Annotated in this window: 15 protein-coding genes; 2 read left to right on the top strand and 13 right to left on the bottom strand. The window is 41.7% G+C overall.

Annotated elements, in window-relative coordinates:
• Positions 1–247, bottom strand: a 247-nt coding sequence (locus GNF10_RS27450; protein ID WP_185607280.1) for a hypothetical protein, incomplete at its 3' end; no start/stop codon positions are given.
• A gap of 51 nt (positions 248–298) precedes the next feature.
• The gene (locus GNF10_RS38040; protein WP_185592200.1) at positions 299–442 is read right to left on the bottom strand and encodes a hypothetical protein; all 144 of its coding nucleotides are present in this window, start codon (positions 440–442) and stop codon (positions 299–301) included.
• Positions 443–454: 12 nt separating this feature from the next.
• On the opposite strand from GNF10_RS38040, the gene GNF10_RS27455 reads away from it, so the two are divergent.
• Positions 455–790 carry a hypothetical protein gene (locus tag GNF10_RS27455; protein WP_185592198.1) on the top strand — a complete coding sequence of 112 codons (336 nt, stop codon included), beginning with the start codon at positions 455–457 and terminating at the stop codon, positions 788–790.
• A 48-nt stretch (positions 791–838) separates the two neighbouring features.
• Complete coding sequence (locus GNF10_RS27460; protein WP_185607281.1) at positions 839–5,110, top strand: strawberry notch family protein; 4,272 nt, start codon at positions 839–841, stop codon at positions 5,108–5,110.
• Between the two features lie 319 nt (positions 5,111–5,429).
• Here GNF10_RS27460 and GNF10_RS27465 read toward each other — a convergent pair whose 3' ends face one another.
• The 11 genes from GNF10_RS27465 to GNF10_RS27515 all read right to left on the bottom strand — a co-directional run bounded on the left by GNF10_RS27465 (position 5,430) and on the right by GNF10_RS27515 (position 15,041).
• Positions 5,430–6,647 carry a nucleotidyltransferase family protein gene (locus GNF10_RS27465; protein WP_185586433.1) on the bottom strand — a complete coding sequence of 406 codons (1,218 nt, stop codon included), beginning with the start codon at positions 6,645–6,647 and terminating at the stop codon, positions 5,430–5,432.
• Positions 6,644–8,455, bottom strand: coding sequence for an ABC transporter ATP-binding protein (locus GNF10_RS27470; protein ID WP_185586434.1), 1,812 nt, complete (start codon positions 8,453–8,455; stop codon positions 6,644–6,646). The genes GNF10_RS27465 and GNF10_RS27470 overlap by 4 nt, the downstream gene beginning before the upstream one ends.
• Positions 8,456–8,466: 11 nt before the next feature.
• The gene (locus tag GNF10_RS27475; protein ID WP_185586435.1) at positions 8,467–9,213 is read right to left on the bottom strand and encodes a hypothetical protein; all 747 of its coding nucleotides are present in this window, start codon (positions 9,211–9,213) and stop codon (positions 8,467–8,469) included.
• Positions 9,195–9,893 carry a hypothetical protein gene (locus GNF10_RS27480; protein WP_185586436.1) on the bottom strand — a complete coding sequence of 233 codons (699 nt, stop codon included), beginning with the start codon at positions 9,891–9,893 and terminating at the stop codon, positions 9,195–9,197. Before GNF10_RS27480 ends, GNF10_RS27475 begins: the two co-directional genes overlap by 19 nt.
• Before the next feature lie 19 nt (positions 9,894–9,912).
• Positions 9,913–10,983 carry a hypothetical protein gene (locus tag GNF10_RS27485; RefSeq protein ID WP_185586437.1) on the bottom strand — a complete coding sequence of 357 codons (1,071 nt, stop codon included), beginning with the start codon at positions 10,981–10,983 and terminating at the stop codon, positions 9,913–9,915.
• Positions 10,984–10,988: 5 nt separating this feature from the next.
• Positions 10,989–11,300, bottom strand: coding sequence for a hypothetical protein (locus GNF10_RS27490; RefSeq protein WP_185586438.1), 312 nt, complete (start codon positions 11,298–11,300; stop codon positions 10,989–10,991).
• Entirely contained in the window at positions 11,287–12,648 is a 1,362-nt protein-coding gene (locus GNF10_RS27495; RefSeq protein ID WP_185586439.1) for a PqqD family peptide modification chaperone, read from the bottom strand. The genes GNF10_RS27490 and GNF10_RS27495 overlap by 14 nt, the downstream gene beginning before the upstream one ends.
• Positions 12,645–13,568, bottom strand: coding sequence for a hypothetical protein (locus GNF10_RS27500; RefSeq protein WP_185586440.1), 924 nt, complete (start codon positions 13,566–13,568; stop codon positions 12,645–12,647). Before GNF10_RS27500 ends, GNF10_RS27495 begins: the two co-directional genes overlap by 4 nt.
• Before the next feature lie 37 nt (positions 13,569–13,605).
• A complete protein-coding gene (locus tag GNF10_RS27505; RefSeq protein WP_311774221.1) occupies positions 13,606–14,079 on the bottom strand; it encodes a lasso peptide biosynthesis B2 protein in 474 nt (157 codons plus the stop codon).
• A gap of 52 nt (positions 14,080–14,131) precedes the next feature.
• Positions 14,132–14,629: a hypothetical protein gene (locus GNF10_RS27510; protein WP_185586441.1), complete on the bottom strand. Its 498-nt coding sequence runs from the start codon at positions 14,627–14,629 to the stop codon at positions 14,132–14,134.
• A 121-nt stretch (positions 14,630–14,750) separates the two neighbouring features.
• Positions 14,751–15,041 (bottom strand): lasso peptide biosynthesis PqqD family chaperone, encoded by a 291-nt coding sequence (locus tag GNF10_RS27515; RefSeq protein ID WP_185586442.1) that lies wholly within the window; start codon positions 15,039–15,041, stop codon positions 14,751–14,753.
• Between the last annotated feature and the right edge of the window lie 1,173 nt (positions 15,042–16,214).

Consider the following 16,214-nt stretch of genomic DNA (forward strand, 5'->3'; position numbering starts at 1 on the left):
CCCTTATATCCTTCCCACTCTTGTAGTTCATAGCTCTGGGTTTCCTCTTGCCTATAGGGACTACTTTCGATTGCTTGGGTGCTTGTGGTGGACGGCATTTCTCACAATAGAGCGGTCGGACTCCAAAAGTTTCTCTTTGTGTGGGTTGTTCACACTGCTTACATACGAAGTTGAAAACGCGAGTATGAATTTCCCGCTTGTGCGCTCTGACAGTGTACTCTCTGACTTGGATTTCTTTGCTTGCCATTGCTTATTGCAATTAGTGACTTTTTGGATCTTAGCCTTTGCTAAGAAGATTTCAATGGTCTAGGTAAACATAATCACCCGTTTTCTGAATGGGAATTTTCATGGCTACGCCAAAGCCAGAGTGAGAGTTGCAACGACCAAACACACGCTTCAAACCCAGATGCAACGCCTCACCACATTGAAAAATCACAAACATTTGGAATTAATTATGGATATCCAAGCTATTCTTACCCTCACGATCCAAGCAGTCGTTATGAGCTTTGTTGCGCTGATGGTTTTCGATTTCATAGATGGTTTGTGGGTTGTACCCTTACCGCCAATCGAATGGGAGCCATCGTTTATTGAACAACCCACAGTTTCCGCAACTTCCCCACAACCTACTCCACAACAGGAAATCCAACAAGCCACTCCAAGGGCGATCGCATTTGAGAAGATTTCCGACCCCTGGACTCTAGAACCACAATCTCCTCACCATTTTGTTCCCACGCCAGCAGTTATCATCCCTTTCCCCAGACTCCGACTACTCCCACCTAACCCGTCTTAGCTCAAACGGCTACGCCAAAGCGAAAGTGATGTATTCATATATATAGATATGGTCAGCCTTATAGCCACCCAAGGAACTCTGTTTGACCTAGAAACAGTTCTGGATTATGGGCAATCAATCCTCAACGTTGCTCAAGAACTCACCAAATCACTGATTGAGCAACGGACTATCTCCACCAGGACAATCCAAGCCCAGATGAATCGCTACTTTCTCGGCACTGCCGCGTCTGGTGCATGGCAATGGAAAGATGCTTACGAAGCTGTGGAAGTGGCGCAAATATTATATCTGCGTCATCTGGGAATTAAGATTTTATCACAACAACCTCAAGTGGTTGTGCAACAATTAGAAGAATTAACAGCCCTCTGCCCAACCCAAACACGGCGTAGTGAAGAGTCAGTACAGCTTCAGCAATTCTCCACCCCTCTGCCGCTTGCTTATCTAGTAGCCAAAGCAGGATTTATACAAGCTACTGATTTGGTGCTGGAGCCAAGTGCCGGAACTGGCCTATTGGCACAAATGGCTAAACTGCACAGTGCAAGTCTGATGCTCAACGAGCTTGCACCCGATAGAAGTAAGATTCTGCGGCGATTATTCCCAGGTACACCACTATTCTCAGTAAACGCGGAACAGATTAACGACTATCTGGTTGGCAAGACTCAGCCCTCAGTTGTGCTGATGAATCCGCCTTTCTCCGCATCTCCCAAAATCAACAGTCGCAACCCGGACGCAACTAAGAGCCACATCAACTCGGCATTGCAAAGACTAGCTGACGGTGGACGACTGGTAACAATCACAGCCAACTGGTTTTCTCCGGCTAACCCAAGCTGGCGAGAGACTTTTGTTAAGTGGCAGGATTTTGCGCGAGTTCTACTGTCTGTTGGGGGCAACGGCAAAGTGTACTCGAAACATGGTACACAAATCGACACCAGAATTACGGTAATTGATAAAGTCCCGGCTGATAATCCCGACGACATCCCCTGTATTCCCGAAACCTTGGACTTGCCCGAACTGCTGGCGTTGATTGAGCAATTACCACAGCGATCTCCGTGGCAGCATTCAACTGCTAAAGCTGCGGCTGCGAAGGCAAAAGTTGTTCAATTGCCAAAACGCTCTGTGGTAGCTCAAGCAGAAACACTTTCTTCAATTCCAGATGTGGTTATTCTGGAATACGAAGTCGTCGAATGGTCTGCTACAGAAGGACTCAAAGATACTTTATATGAAACCTATCGCCCACAGCGAATCAGAATTAAAGATGCTTTACCTCATCCCTCACTGCTTTGTGAGAGTGCAGCCCTAGCGCTTGTCTCGCCACCACCACCCACTTACAAACCGCATCTCCCGCGAAACATTGTCTCACAAGGATTGTTATCTGAAGCACAACTTGAAAGCGTTATTTACGCAGGTCAGGCGCACTGTGAATTTTTGTCTGGGTCTTATATTGTCGATTATTCGTGGGATAATGTGACTTTTGCGGCTCAGGGCGAAGAAAATGCCGTGAAATTTCGTCGTGGCTGGTTCTTAGGCGATGGTACGGGTGCTGGTAAGGGTAGACAATGTGCAGGAATCATCCTCGACAACTGGTGTCAGGAACGAAGAAAAGCAATCTGGGTATCAAAAAGTTCTGCATTAATTGAAGATGCCCGTAGAGACTGGTGTGCTTTAGGAGGTGCTGAAAAAGATATCATCGACCTGAGCAACATCAAACTTGGCGACCCAATCCCGTTCACCCAAGGGATTCTGTTCTGCACGTACTCTACTCTACGTTCTCAAAAGAATGGTAAAAGTCGGCTCAAGCAAATTGTTGACTGGGCAGGTAAGGATTTTGAGGGTACTATCTCCTTTGACGAGTGCCACAGCATGGGCAATGCAATGGCACAAGAGGGCAAACTTGGTATGGTTGCAGCATCCCAGCAAGGTATTGTTGGGCTGCGGTTGCAAAACGCACTGCCATCAGCACGGGTTATCTATGTTTCTGCTACTGGAGCGACGAAGGTTTCCAACCTATCTTATGCAAATCGTCTGGGGCTTTGGCAGACGGGCGACTTTCCGTTTACCTCCCGTGAGGATTTTGTGGAATCCATTGAGGGCGGTGGTATCGCTGCAATGGAAGTGGTCGCCAGGGATCTCAAGGCTTTGGGACTGTATCTGGCGCGGAGCCTTTCCTTCGAGGGAGTTGAATATCAAACTCTCGAAATTGAGTTAACGCCGACTCAGGAACGGATTTATAACAGCTACTCCGATGCTTTTGGTGTTATTCATAATAATTTAGACAAAGCCTTAGAAGCTTGCAATATAACTGGCGCAAAAACGTACAATCGTGCTGCTAAGATGTCTGCCAACTCGCAGTTTGAATCGCACAAGCAAAGATTCTTCAATCATCTTCTCACAGGGATGAAATGTCCGCAGTTGATCAAAGCGATTGAGCAGGATCTAGCCCAAGGTCTTGCTGTTGTCATTCAAATAGTTTCGACTAATGAAGAACTTTTGAAACGACGACTTGATGAAGTTCCTGCTTCCGAATGGAAGGATCTTAATCTTGACCTAACTCCACGGGAATATGTTATGGATTACCTGATGAGTGCTTTCCCTGTTCATCTTCATTCCATTCATTCAGGTGTTGATGGAGAAGAAAGATCCGAGCCGGTCTTTGACGCTGATGGCTCTCCAGTTATTTCACAAGAAGCTGTAGCTTTGAGAGATGCGTTAGTCGATAAGTTAGCAAGTCTTGATCCAATCCCTGGTGCATTAGAACAATTGCTATGGCACTTTGGTGACAAACAAATTGCTGAAGTAACTGGTCGTAGCAAACGGGTATTAAAAGATGAATCTGGACGTTTATTTGTAGATTCACGCGGGGCTGGTGCAAATATTGCTGAGACTGCTGCCTTTATGCAGGGTGACAAACAAATCCTCATCTTCAGTGACGCTGGCGGGACAGGCAGAAGTTATCATGCCGATTTAAACGCTGTTAATCGGCGGCGGCGATCGCATTATTTGTTGGAAGCAGGCTGGAGGGCAGACAATGCAATTCAAGGGCTTGGGCGATCGCATCGCACAAACCAAGCATCAGCACCCGTGTTCAGACCTGTTACCACTAACGTTATAGGTGAACGCCGCTTTATCTCAACCATTGCCCGAAGGCTGGATAGCTTGGGCGCTCTTACTCGCGGTCAACGGCAGACGGGTAGCAATGGGATATTTGAGGCTAAGGATAATCTTGAATCTCAGTATGCAGAACACGCTTTGTATGAGTTATTTAAGCAAATCTTCCAAGGTCGATTTTATGAAGTGTCACTCGGCACTTTCGAGCAAATGACAGGTTTATCGCTGACTTCCCACGAAGGTGGGATGAAGCTCGATCTCCCACCACTACGGCAATTCCTTAATCGGCTGCTGGCTTTGAGGATTAATATGCAAAACGTGATTTTCGAGAGGTTTGAATTACTCTTGAGCCAGCAGATTGAAGCAGCGATCGCGGCAGGGGTCTATGAAATGGGGGTGGAGACTTTACGGGCTGAACGCTTTACTGTATTGAGCCAGGAAGCTGTATATACTCATGCTCAAACTGGTAGCGTCACCAACTACTTGAAAATTGAGCGCGTTCAGAGGAACAACATCAGAACTGCTAATGAGATGCTTGAGTTTGCCACTCAATATCAAGGACGGTTCATGATCAACTCCAAGTCAGGCAATGCTAGTGTGTCAATTTCGACACATAGTATCTATGACGCTGATGGTGGTGTTGTACCAAGAGTGTTGCTCGTCCGTCCACAAAAAGAAACCCGTGTGCCAGTCAAAGATTTTGAATCGTCCACTTGGCGGCAGGTTTCGGCTGATACCTTTGTTGCGGCATGGTCTACTGAAGTAGACACACTGCCCAAGTTCACCACCGATTACCTGCATTTAGTGACTGGTATTCTATTGCCTATCTGGAAAATACTACCACAGCAGAATAGTCGAGTATTCCGGCTACAAACCAGCGATGGACAAAAGATTCTCGGTCGGGTGGTGAATGCTCACGACATTCAAACCGTGCGCGAACAACTTGGACTCAGGAACCAGCTGCTTTCTCCAGAAGAACTTGTGAAGCTGGTACTCAACGAGAGATATACACAGCAGTTGCCAGGTGGTGTAACCTTGCGACGTTCTTTCGTTGCTAATGAACCTCGCATAGAACTGGTTAATGCTATCTCACTGGCAGAGCGACTCTTAGCTGTTGGATGTTTCACCGAGATCATCAACTGGAAAAAGCGGGTATTCATTCCGGTTTCAGACAAAGCACCAGATATTCTAGCGGCTGTGATTGAAATCTTAGGATAAATTAAGCAAAATCGGTGCATCGGATGTTACTTACCTGTCCACCGTTGAAATTAACTACGACTGGGAGTGACTTTGGCTATTCAAATCTGAACTGTTTTAAAAGCGATCACCTTGCAGGTCGAGTTATAGTTTATAACTGCTAAAATGCTTATTGTATATACATTTTAGCAGTTTTTCACTCTGCTTCTTTCTGAGTTTGTAAGAAATCCGCATTTACACTTTCCCTTACCTTGTATTAGGATAAGTGCTTACCAGAATCCTATCTAAATGAAGCTGTATAAGCTTTACAGTGCATTAATTCCTCTTCTAGCTTTTTAAATCAGCGAACCGACCCTCCTAGAAGGTGTCTGAATACATTTAGTCCATACCTGTCAACTAGCCGAATTGGTCGGAGCAGAAAATAGAGGAAATATAGAGGGCGGGGTAGAAGCATAAACTGCTGGTCTCTTACATTGGGAGCGATCGCCAAGCGCAGAAAGTACCAGACAAGATATCTTTTTGATAGAACTTTGTGCGGCGGGCATTTCATCAGCATCAGGTTTTTTAGAAAGGTATCAAACACTCCCATCGGTTTATCAACTTCACAGAAAAACCTTTGATACATCAGAGTACTGTATAATTTTAATCCTTGGTCAAGCTGGATTTTTTGCCTGACTTCATCAGGAAGTACTGTTCCAAAAATCTCACTTGTCAGCCAAAGACCAAAAAATACTAGTCGCTCACTGCCCAATTGACTAGCTTGTTCCATAACTAATTCCCAGTTCAAAGTCGGATGAGTACCAAGCAGTTGAGCAATGTCGCAAATCTTAGACAGTTGTTGTAGCTGTTCGTCGCAGTCTTTGGCAATCTGTACACAAAGAATCATCAGCAAATCCTCTGGCGAGAGGTTGACTACCGTAGTGCCAGCCAGGGATAAGGGTTCAAGATGCAACCATAAACGGTCAAAATCTAAGCGGAAGGGGAATTTCTGTCGTGTAATTCCTTGATGGAGATCCACCGTGTAGGTGCTATCAGCAGATACAAAAGTATGCTCCCAATCAAATTCGCGTCCTGACTGATATCCCCCCAAGATAAGCAAGTCTTTGGCTTTCAGGAAGTCCTGCTCATGAACTAGAATATCTAGGTCACTAAACTGTCGGAGTGAAAGATTGCCGTAGACCGAAGCTGCCAGGACAGGCCCTTTATATGCAATAGCGCGGATGTTATTTTCTTGAAATAACTCCAGAAGCTTGAGCAGCTCTTGGGTTAAAAACAGGTTATGGAGAGCGTTGGCGTGGAAGTAGCTGCGTAGTTGACCCAGGATAGTCTTAGGAACAACTTCTGGGCAAGTATTAAGACTCTGGTATAGAAGCGGCATTACCCCATGACGAGATGCTAAGTGAATGAGGTAAGTCCAGTCAATTTCTTGCTGGAGTAACGTTTTGATTCGCTCTGCTGTCTTAGAGTCTATGCAGGTTCGGACACAGCACACAAGCAAGTCTATTTCTGGGTTAGTTGCTACTGATTCTTTGGTATGTGATGGAATTAAAGTTGTCATCGGTAGTTTTTGGCTTGGGTTTCAAACAAGTGGGCATAGCTACCACCCATCTGTATCAATTCTTCATGAGTGCCGCTTTCTACAATTCGCCCATGCTCCATTACGTAAATGCGATCAGCCATTTTCACTGTGGAGAGGCGATGACTGATGAGAATAGCTGCTTGTCCTTTGATGAGTTGGCGAAATTTTTGAAAAACTTCTTCCTCGGCTTTGGGGTCTAGGGCGCTGGTTGGTTCATCTAGGACAATAATCTGAGAGTCTCGCACAAATGCCCTAGCTAGCGCTATTTTCTGCCATTGACCAATGCTGAGTTCTTCACCTGCTTCTACCCATTTACCCAAGATTGTATTGTAATTGTATGGTAATTGATTAATGAGTTGCTCAATATTGGCATCACGAGCGGCATCTGCAATTTTTTCCGGATCATAAGGAAGGTCAATGTTACCAAACCAGATGTTGTCCAAAACTGACAGATTATACTGTCCATAATCCTGAAACAAAACACTGATTTGACGACGCAAATCTTTGGTAGCAAACTGTTTTAAATCGATGCCATCAATGGTGATGCTTCCTTCCGCAGGGTCGTACAAGCGGCATAAGAGTTTGATTAGGCTGGTTTTGCCAGCGCCGTTTTCTCCTACTAAGGCAACTACTTCTCCAGGGAAGATAGTTAGATTAATATCCTCTAGGCTGTTCCGAGTACTATTAGGATACTGAAAACTGACATGGTTGAGAACGATGCCAGTCTGCATAGGATTAGGTACAGTCTGAGGATCTAATGGCTCAATAACTTTTGGTTGAAGTCGAAGAAAATCGTAGAGATTAGAAATAAACAGACTATCTTCATAAAGACCGCCAAGACTGATTAAAATGTTTTGGAGATAGTCTTGTCCCAATCGAAATGCTTGCTGATAGATAGCTAAATCACCAAAAGTAATTTGCCCTTTCACTGCTTGATAAGCGATGAATCCATAGGAACCATACATAATTATTGTTCCACTAGCTTGAGCAGCTAGCTCTGGAACAGAACGTCTAGTGGAAATGTCCAAGCTTTCTTGGTGGAGTTGCTTACGAAAACTACGAAACCTACGCCTAAATACAGAACCGAGATTAAATAACCGTATTTCCTTACTATAGATATTACTAGTTAATATCCAATCTAAATACCATGCTTGCCGTTCTATTTGTGTGCGCTTAGTTTTCCATATATACATCATGCTGGCATATTTAAATCGTGCAATAACTTTAGGAATCGCAGTAATAAATAGCAGAAATGCTACGCTCCAATGCAAAGATAATAGCAAGCCAGACATTGCTAATAGAGAAATACTGCTTTGAGCAAATGTCACTAAACGATTCAATATGTTTGTAGGCTGAGAAGAAGCTTGTTGTTGAGCGCGGAACAACATATCATAATAATTTACGTCTTCATAATACTCTAGGTCTAATTCGATAGCTTTAGCATGAATATTATCTTGAACGTGGTTAGTTACTAACTGTGACTGGGCTTGGTTAACTATTGTTGCTGCTGAGGTGCATAGGTTAATCAACAGAGCTACTAATCCGGCAAGACAAATCAGTATTCCTACTTGACGAAAGCTAGAAAATTTGTTTGTGTGGTTAACGCTATTAAATACTGCATCCACCATCAGTTTAGTCAAATAGATTGATACTAATGGCAGAGTACCTTGAGCAAACAGGAGTACTGCACTGCCTATTGTCCAACCAGGACAGCTTTGCCAAATAAGGTTTAGTCCTAGTTTAAGACTAATAATAATACGCTTTATCTTGGGTGATATGACTTGCATTTAAACAATAATTACCAATAGAGATACCAAGTATCTTGACACAGTAGTCCGTGTCCTTGAAGAGTAATTCTTTCTTCCCCAAGTTGGATATGTGGCATAGCAGCAACTTCATGAAAAATATTGCCAGAACGGATTAAAAGATCACCTAATTTATAGGGGTAAATTTTTACTAAGTCTGAATTAAAAATTTGTTTCTGTTCTTTTGGTGATAATTTTATATATTCCTCATATCTCATGTCTAACACATCTAGTCCACCACCACATTCTGGTAATTTAATCGCTAGAGTAAATGATATTGGTTCATGAAAATTAATGCTTTCTGAGGAGTCCCATTTGAGAAATTTACCTTGGAAATCTACATGCAATGATTTTTCTCTATCAATACTTTTTGGGCCAGATATAAAAATATGAAATCCAGGTAAAGCTAAGTTGTCTTGGTAACAAATGTTATTTTTAAGTTCTTTAGATAAAATGTCGCCTAATCTCTGGTATAACCAGCCGAAATGCTCTTGTAGTATAGGATTAAAAAGCTTTGCCTTTCCATAGTAAGAGACATAAGGATATATATTAGTATTAGCATCTATATAACTAGCTGCTCCTAGCGTATATTTGTTTTCATGGCGACGACTCCACATTTTTTTTAGTTCATAAATTGCCGTATAAATTGTTAGACATTCCTCTTCTGTCATAAAAGGAACATTAGTTATTTTGCCAAACGGTAACAGACTCTCCATTTCTTTCACCAATAAAGTTGCCAAGTATCTTGATCTAAAAGTCCATGCCCTTGCAGGCTAATTCTATCGTTATCCAGTTGCTGATTACGCATAGGGGCAATCCCATGCCAAATCAGTCCTTGATGAATAGCAATGTGACCAACCGCATATGCATGAAATCTTGTTTGATTTTTCAGAGCTTCCTGCCTTTTTTCTAGGGTTAATTTAGTTAACTCCTTAGAGGGTAAATCACTGAAATTTATACCACCACCAAACTCTGGTAATGTAATTGCCAGAGTGAATGAAATTGGATTTTCAAAGTTAATTCCTGTTGATGGTTCCCAATTTAGTAATTTATACTGTAAATCCAAATGCATTCCTCCGCCTGTTCGGGAAGACCCTTTTGACATAGGGAAAATATGAAATCCTGGTAAAGCCAGTGTTTCTAAGTAAGCAGTAGGTTTACCGAGTTCTTTAGTTAGGCTTTGAGAAATTCTTTCATAAAGCCAATTAAACCGCTCTCTTAATATAGGATTAAGCAGTTTTGCCTTACCGTAATAAAACTGCTTGGCTTTGTCTGCATTTGCAGCATCTATGTAACTGGCTGCTCCTAAAATGTAGAAATGACCTGAAGTAATTTGACACCAAAATTTTTTCAGGTCATAAATTACAGAGCTAACCTCTTGGCATTCCTCTTCTGTAAGACAAGGGACATTAGTTATCATCAAACGGACTTTTACTGAGCTAGATGTTTGCCAGAAGAGTGTCAATTAATTGCGGAAATTCGAGAACATCTTCACCAAAATGTAGTCGGTAACATTCGGACTTTTCTACCAAGTGAGATAAGAAATGGAAGTGCTTTCTAGCAATATCTTGGTCAAAAACTAGTAAACTCTGGGGAAGCAGTTCCTCAAGCGCCCTACTCTTTGGTAAATGCTCCAAATAGCTTTTTGGATAATCCAAGATTTTGGGAAAAATAATGTAATTAACTTGACTAGAATCTACTGGAAGATAAGGCGATATATCTTCTACAAAGAAAAATCGCTTATCCTCTTCTTGATAAGGATATCCTTTGGCAGCAGTTAGCTGAGGAAAAAATGAAATGGTCTTTTTTGTAGCATTGAGAGTCGCAATTTCTGTACGATTGTGATTTTCTTGAAAAAAAGATTCCAAGAAAATCCGATTATCCAGCCTTATGGGAAAAGTGAGGATATCAAACCCAGCATTATTTTCTCGCAACAATACATGGTCATCAGAGATGTAGCGATAGCCATTATTGAGTAGAGAAATGCAGCAGGTTGTCTTTCCACTACCACTAAACCCGGGAAACAAAAAACCATGACCATCTTTTTCTACAGCAGCTGCATGGAGTCCGTAAAGTCCTTCCTTTTTGAGAAGTTCATTCAGAGCAAGATAGAAAAAAGTAGCTAGGACTTCTGGATGCCTGATATCAGGATTGACTAAATACCCTTCTACTTGACCGCGCTGATGATCTATGAGCATGATGCCATCTTCACCAAGATCGGCTATTTTAATGGTCATCAAGCGATAAAAGTCACATTTCCAGGTTACCCGGAGTGAATCCCCAAAGAACCTGCCACTACAAGAGGAAATCATTTGAGCAGAAGATGAAACCATAAAAGGGATTTCTGAGCGATTATGAACCTCTTTGAATACAAATTCTAAGGCGATTGGTTCAGATAGATTCTCCTGCTCAAAAGGGGAAAGCAACATCTTAACTGCTGAGGATAAGGCAGGACTATCTGTACTAAATCGGAGATTAACTTTGTGAATGCAATATATTTGGTCTTGCATATTTACTAAAATTCAATTCCAGGTTTATCTGCGATATCCTTTTGAGTCTTGAATGACTCAGTTAACCCCTTATCCGTTGCATTTTTGCTTTGAGTATCCCTTGCATTTTTCATCTCATCTCGTTCCATTTTAGCGTCCGCATCGAATTTCTCTTCTGCCAAAGGTCCTTTCTCGGTATTTTTATCCGAATTTTCCTTTTCCTTACCTTTATCTCCAGATTTCTGGGCTGTTACATCTGTAAGAAGTCCATGCTTTATCAGAAGTGGTTGGTAGTAGTCTTGTTTCTGATTAGGTTTGAGTTCTTCATTTGTTGACATTTTTGATTAATCCTTCTTGGCTAAGTTTAGTAACTAACGCTATTAAGTCGGCACGAGCAACATCCTCTGCAACTTCAAATTGCTTACAAATAACAAGGAGAATGCTCTCCAATGATTGCTCACCTGTGAATAATTCCCAAATTCCTTTACCTACGCGGTTTAAGGTAAAATAAACACCGGTTTCTAAATTAAGGAGAACGGCTTCCTGCTCCAGTATTGTCCATTCAGCTTGAGGACTTTTTTTGAAAAACTCTTTCCATACTTCGGGTGAAATTTGACTGTCAGCTATCCCCAATTTTTCCCGCTGTTTTTTCCCGATCATCTCTTGGATGCGCCTGTGTATTTCATCTTTCGATACATCTGGAGCTAAAGGTGGATACTGCTCAAGATCAGACCCAACCTTTGGTCTTAGTTCATCTGAAATAAAAGGTCTTTTATCAATGCTTTGAGATCCATCTAAGATAAACGACATCTTCTCTTTTAATGATTCACCTTGATGAAGTAGCTTTGTCAAAGCATCACCTATTTTGTGCTGTGTATAAGATTCAAAAAAAGTAAAAGCTGGTGAGGGATTGACTTCAAAGCAGTAATAATCTCCGGATGGACTTCTGCGTAAATCAATACCTCCCATAACCAAACCCAACCCTTTAGTTAAGTCTAAACAGCGCTGGGCAATATCTGCGGGAAGTTCAATACCTCTGATGATTCTATTGTCGTCCTCACTTGCATAACGGTAATCACTAGCTTCTGAGGTAATTTCAGCAGCAAAAAGTCGGTTTCCCACAGTATGAACTCGAATATCTACCCCTGGAACATATTCTTGAAACTGAACTGGACAGTTACGTACTTGCTCCATCTGTTTCAAATCTGCTGGAGTCAGTTTTTTGACAATTGAACGCACAGAACTAACTGATTTGTAAATGACTCTTCCATCGTATTCTTCATAAAAACAACGCGCTTCTTCAGGTACAGTTGTTACTAATGTACAGGGTACTTTAAACCCATACTTGCTAATAATTTGCTGTTGATAAGGTTTGGAAGCATTAGAGGCACTGGCACTTGGTCGGTTGACAACTAGAGATGGCAGTGTATCAGCAAGTGCTAACAGCGGCCAAGACGGTTTAGTTATATAACGCACATAAATAGAACGAATATCGCTTAGAGCTAATTTCTGGGAGCCATATCGAATAAAACCTTCTATGACACCATCTTTGAGGTAATAGTCTAAGTCGAACTGGTGGGGATACTGACGCGCATCTAGTAAGAGAAAGTCAATATTTTTAGATAACAAACGCTCACAGACGTATGCTTCTACGGAATCGACTAAACCACCAAAAATAATAATCACTTAACACCTCCATTACCTTTTTCAAGTAATTCAGCCAAGGCAGATATGATCTCCTTTTGGAGTTCTTCATCGCACTGAAAGTAGGAGGGAAAATCATTGATGTCGTAGCAGTAAGCTTCGCTTTGCTCTGTTTGCACTAAACGGACTTGCATGAAATCCAAATCTAAAGCTTGAGCCAGCTTGCAACACTGCTCTTGCACTTCTGGCAATAGTTCAGCCTTGGGAAAATTAACTCCAATCTGGGAATTAAACCAGAATGACGAACCAAAAACTCTATTACCAACGACAAATACCTGAAGCCACTGACCTTGTGGAATTTCCTGCAAATATATCGGCTGTTGCTGATTCAGGACAAGTTCTAGTTTTGAAACTCCCTCCTCACCCTTGATTAGGTCTAGGAAAAATGGAGTTGATGGCGAACCGATAATAGCAATTTGGTTATGAGAATTATAAAAAGACAAGGCACGCTCATGACTTGCGGTCACAAGCATATTGGGCAATTTCAACCCACATTGTTTGACGGCTTCAACTTGCTCCCCATTTACAAGTATGGGAGCGCGAACCATCCCTGGTTTCGGGCGGTTAACTACCAGACAATCCAGAGAGTTTAATAGACCTATCAAAGTAGCATAAGACTCACTACTAATGTAATCCTGGTCTTTTTGACTCAATTGAGGCTCTTTATAACTGGAATATATCATTCGAGCAAGTACACTAGTGATATTTTCCAGTGGAATTTTCTGAGAATTAACTGTGATAAAACCTTCTTTATCTGAACAAGCAAGCGACCAATTTATTCCTGAAGTACTGAGGTAATCAGATGCCATATCAATAAAAACGACATCTAGCTCTTGCTGTTTTAAGTATTCATAAGTTTGCCAGGAACATATATCGCCCTGATTGCCAAAAATTACAATCATTTTTTTATTAACTTGAATGTATCGCCAGCTTAGTTCATTACTTACTAAAAGACGGTAATGGCGTAAATCGCACAAGGTCGCTGAGATGACCAATCACGATTTCTCCTTGATTTTCCACCCAAGCATGAGCCTCAAACTTTCCTTTGTCCCCCTTCGCAACACCAATTCGGAGTTCTGGCGAGTAACCGCACCGATTCAGTAGTACCTGCGTTGTCAAAGCACGAGCTAGGCACTTTACATGGCCAGGCGTATAGCAACTAGCAACATTAACAGCCCAGACAATTTTGTCTACAGATGATTGCTCCAATATTTGCGGTTCAAGTTTTGCCTGACTTAATCTTGTTAAAATCTGCTGCAACATCTTAAACGATAGCAACCACATTCCTGATCTGATTGCTCCTAATATGAATGCCGCACTCAATAAAAGATAGCGATCGCTATTTGTCAGGTTAAGAAACTTACGCAGCCGATCGCTTGATGTCAAACTCAAAAACTTACTTAGTCTTTTCACACCTAACCTCGATAAAAGTGTATTGCTAGTTTATGGCGTAAAACTACAACGTCTAAATCAGATACATCTCACGCTCAAGACGACGTTTAATCCGATTTTGTAGTAGCCAGACTAGAGCCATCCCAGTCACTGCACTATATGCCAACGAACCTGCAATGTCTGCAATAATAGGGTCTACCACTGGTTGAAGAACCACGCTTACAAATCCTCTACCAACTCCACCCATAGAACTAGCAAGTATCCACCAGCCTGCACACTGGATGTGATTTCGCATCACAAGCCATTGGCAAACTCCGATTACAGATGACCCTAGAAGCGCAACTAAGATAGAAGTCCAAAGCACCTGTATATTGACAGACACTCCTATAACTAACAGTTCTCCTTTTGGAACAGCTTCTAAAATCTTAGCCCCTACCTCGAACAGGATAATGATGAAGTAGGTTGTAATCCAAGTGTAAGCACTGACAAGTACCCACCAACCTAAACGTCGGCTGTATTTTCTCAGAACTAGCCATTGGAAAAAACCAAACAAAGGTGCAATCCAGGGCAAGAATTGTCTTAGGAGGCCGCTACCAACATTAGCCAGTACCCACCAAAACCACAGACTACAATAGTACGACAAGTAGATTCGTCTCAGAAGATTATGATCACTATTTATAAGTTTTAGAAACTTATGCAGCCGTTTCATCACTGACCTCGATTAGCCCTTCAGCTTCGAGTTGGTGGAGCATTGAAAACAGATCGCGATCGCACTGCTCAGACTCAACCTCATATTGTGCCAAAAGTGCATCCTGAATTTCGCTGATAGTCTTGGGCTGCTGGATTAGACTCCAGATGCTGGCACCCACAGGATTTAAACCGTAATAAACCCCAGACTTGAGATTGAGGATAACCGCCTCTCCATCCAAATCAGAAGATATCTGTTCTTTTGCTACTACTACTCTTGAATGCCCTGTCACCATACCCTACAAACTCCTCGATGTTAATTTTGCTCTCTCCTTCTTCAATTGCAGCTAGGCATAGAAAGCTGTATTTCCTGCACTACCAATCACAATGTATGTTTATGAAACGGTAGCAATTTCAGTCCTAACCTGATGATTGCAAGTAGAATTGCAACCTTAACCAGAAGCAAGCGATCGCTTACAGTCAGACTGAAAAATTTACGCAACTTTTTCATTAATTTGTCAAAGCTTACCTACAAATTTCATCAGTAATAATGGACGAAATTAGAGAAAAATAGCTCGTAAAACTTGGTTTTACTGCTGTTTTGTTTGGTTTATTTAGCATGATTATTTATCTACCACTATTCCTAGATCGCATAAACATCTTTACCAAATCTTAAATTTTATAAGTAATGTAAATACTTATACCCGTTAAAAATTACATAAACTTAATTTTAATCTTCGTCCAGAGGTATTTTGTTGGCTTATGAAAAATTCAATATCTTGTTAAATTTCGTTTGTTTAGTGCAAAAAACGCATTTATTTCTTCACAAAAATGCAATCACTTGTTGTACCAGAAATAATTTTGTGGTAGTGCAGCGTGCTTAAAAAAAAATACATAAGTAAATTTTATATTTAAGCAGAGAACATCTTTGTTGAAGCAACAATCAAGTTCATGGAAGCTTTATACAATGGTGTTAAGCGTGGTAAATCTACTTATGACCTACATGAACACGTTTTAAGCATTTAACTCCTGAACTCGACCCAGTAATGGGAATCTACTTCGATGATTTTCTGGGGCGATCACATATCCTAAGTTTACTGTTACTGTGGCTTTAATGCACTGAGTTCAACACCCCCAACACCTGCAATATCTCGCTAACAGGGGCTTTCTCTTGCTCCAACTCCTGAATTTGATTCAGTAATCGCTTGGGAATATGCTTCTACGGCTTGACCAAGCGATCACTCTGGTTGCTCCCATGCTTGACTGTATATACAGATGAAGCTATATGTATCTATCAACTGGCATAACTTGCAAGTAGAAAATCTGAGAATTTTCATCAATTTCTTCTGGAGACTCCCAAGAACTAATCGCCTGACTACAAGCAGTTACTTGCTAGGCTGTTGACTTTGTGCATTTTTCGGGAATTTTCGGGAAAATTATTCGTGTTATTTTTGTTTGACTTAAAGTGC

Source organism: Nostoc sp. UCD121 (assembly GCF_014222285.1).
Lineage (GTDB): Bacteria > Cyanobacteriota > Cyanobacteriia > Cyanobacteriales > Nostocaceae > Nostoc.

What these genes read in the sequence shown, in the direction of transcription:
- GNF10_RS27455 (WP_185592198.1), top strand. Translation starts at nt 455, where the DNA reads ATGGATATCCAAGCTATTCTTACCCTCACGATCCAAGCAGTCGTTATG.
- GNF10_RS27515 (WP_185586442.1), bottom strand. Translation starts at nt 15,041, where the DNA reads ATGGTGACAGGGCATTCAAGAGTAGTAGTAGCAAAAGAACAGATATCT.
- GNF10_RS27470 (WP_185586434.1), bottom strand. Translation starts at nt 8,455, where the DNA reads ATGCAAGTCATATCACCCAAGATAAAGCGTATTATTATTAGTCTTAAA.
- GNF10_RS27485 (WP_185586437.1), bottom strand. Translation starts at nt 10,983, where the DNA reads ATGCAAGACCAAATATATTGCATTCACAAAGTTAATCTCCGATTTAGT.
- GNF10_RS27460 (WP_185607281.1), top strand. Translation starts at nt 839, where the DNA reads ATGGTCAGCCTTATAGCCACCCAAGGAACTCTGTTTGACCTAGAAACA.
- GNF10_RS27500 (WP_185586440.1), bottom strand. Translation starts at nt 13,568, where the DNA reads ATGATTGTAATTTTTGGCAATCAGGGCGATATATGTTCCTGGCAAACT.
- GNF10_RS27465 (WP_185586433.1), bottom strand. Translation starts at nt 6,647, where the DNA reads ATGACAACTTTAATTCCATCACATACCAAAGAATCAGTAGCAACTAAC.
- GNF10_RS27490 (WP_185586438.1), bottom strand. Translation starts at nt 11,300, where the DNA reads ATGTCAACAAATGAAGAACTCAAACCTAATCAGAAACAAGACTACTAC.
- GNF10_RS38040 (WP_185592200.1), bottom strand. Translation starts at nt 442, where the DNA reads ATGTTTGTGATTTTTCAATGTGGTGAGGCGTTGCATCTGGGTTTGAAG.
- GNF10_RS27480 (WP_185586436.1), bottom strand. Translation starts at nt 9,893, where the DNA reads ATGATAACTAATGTCCCTTGTCTTACAGAAGAGGAATGCCAAGAGGTT.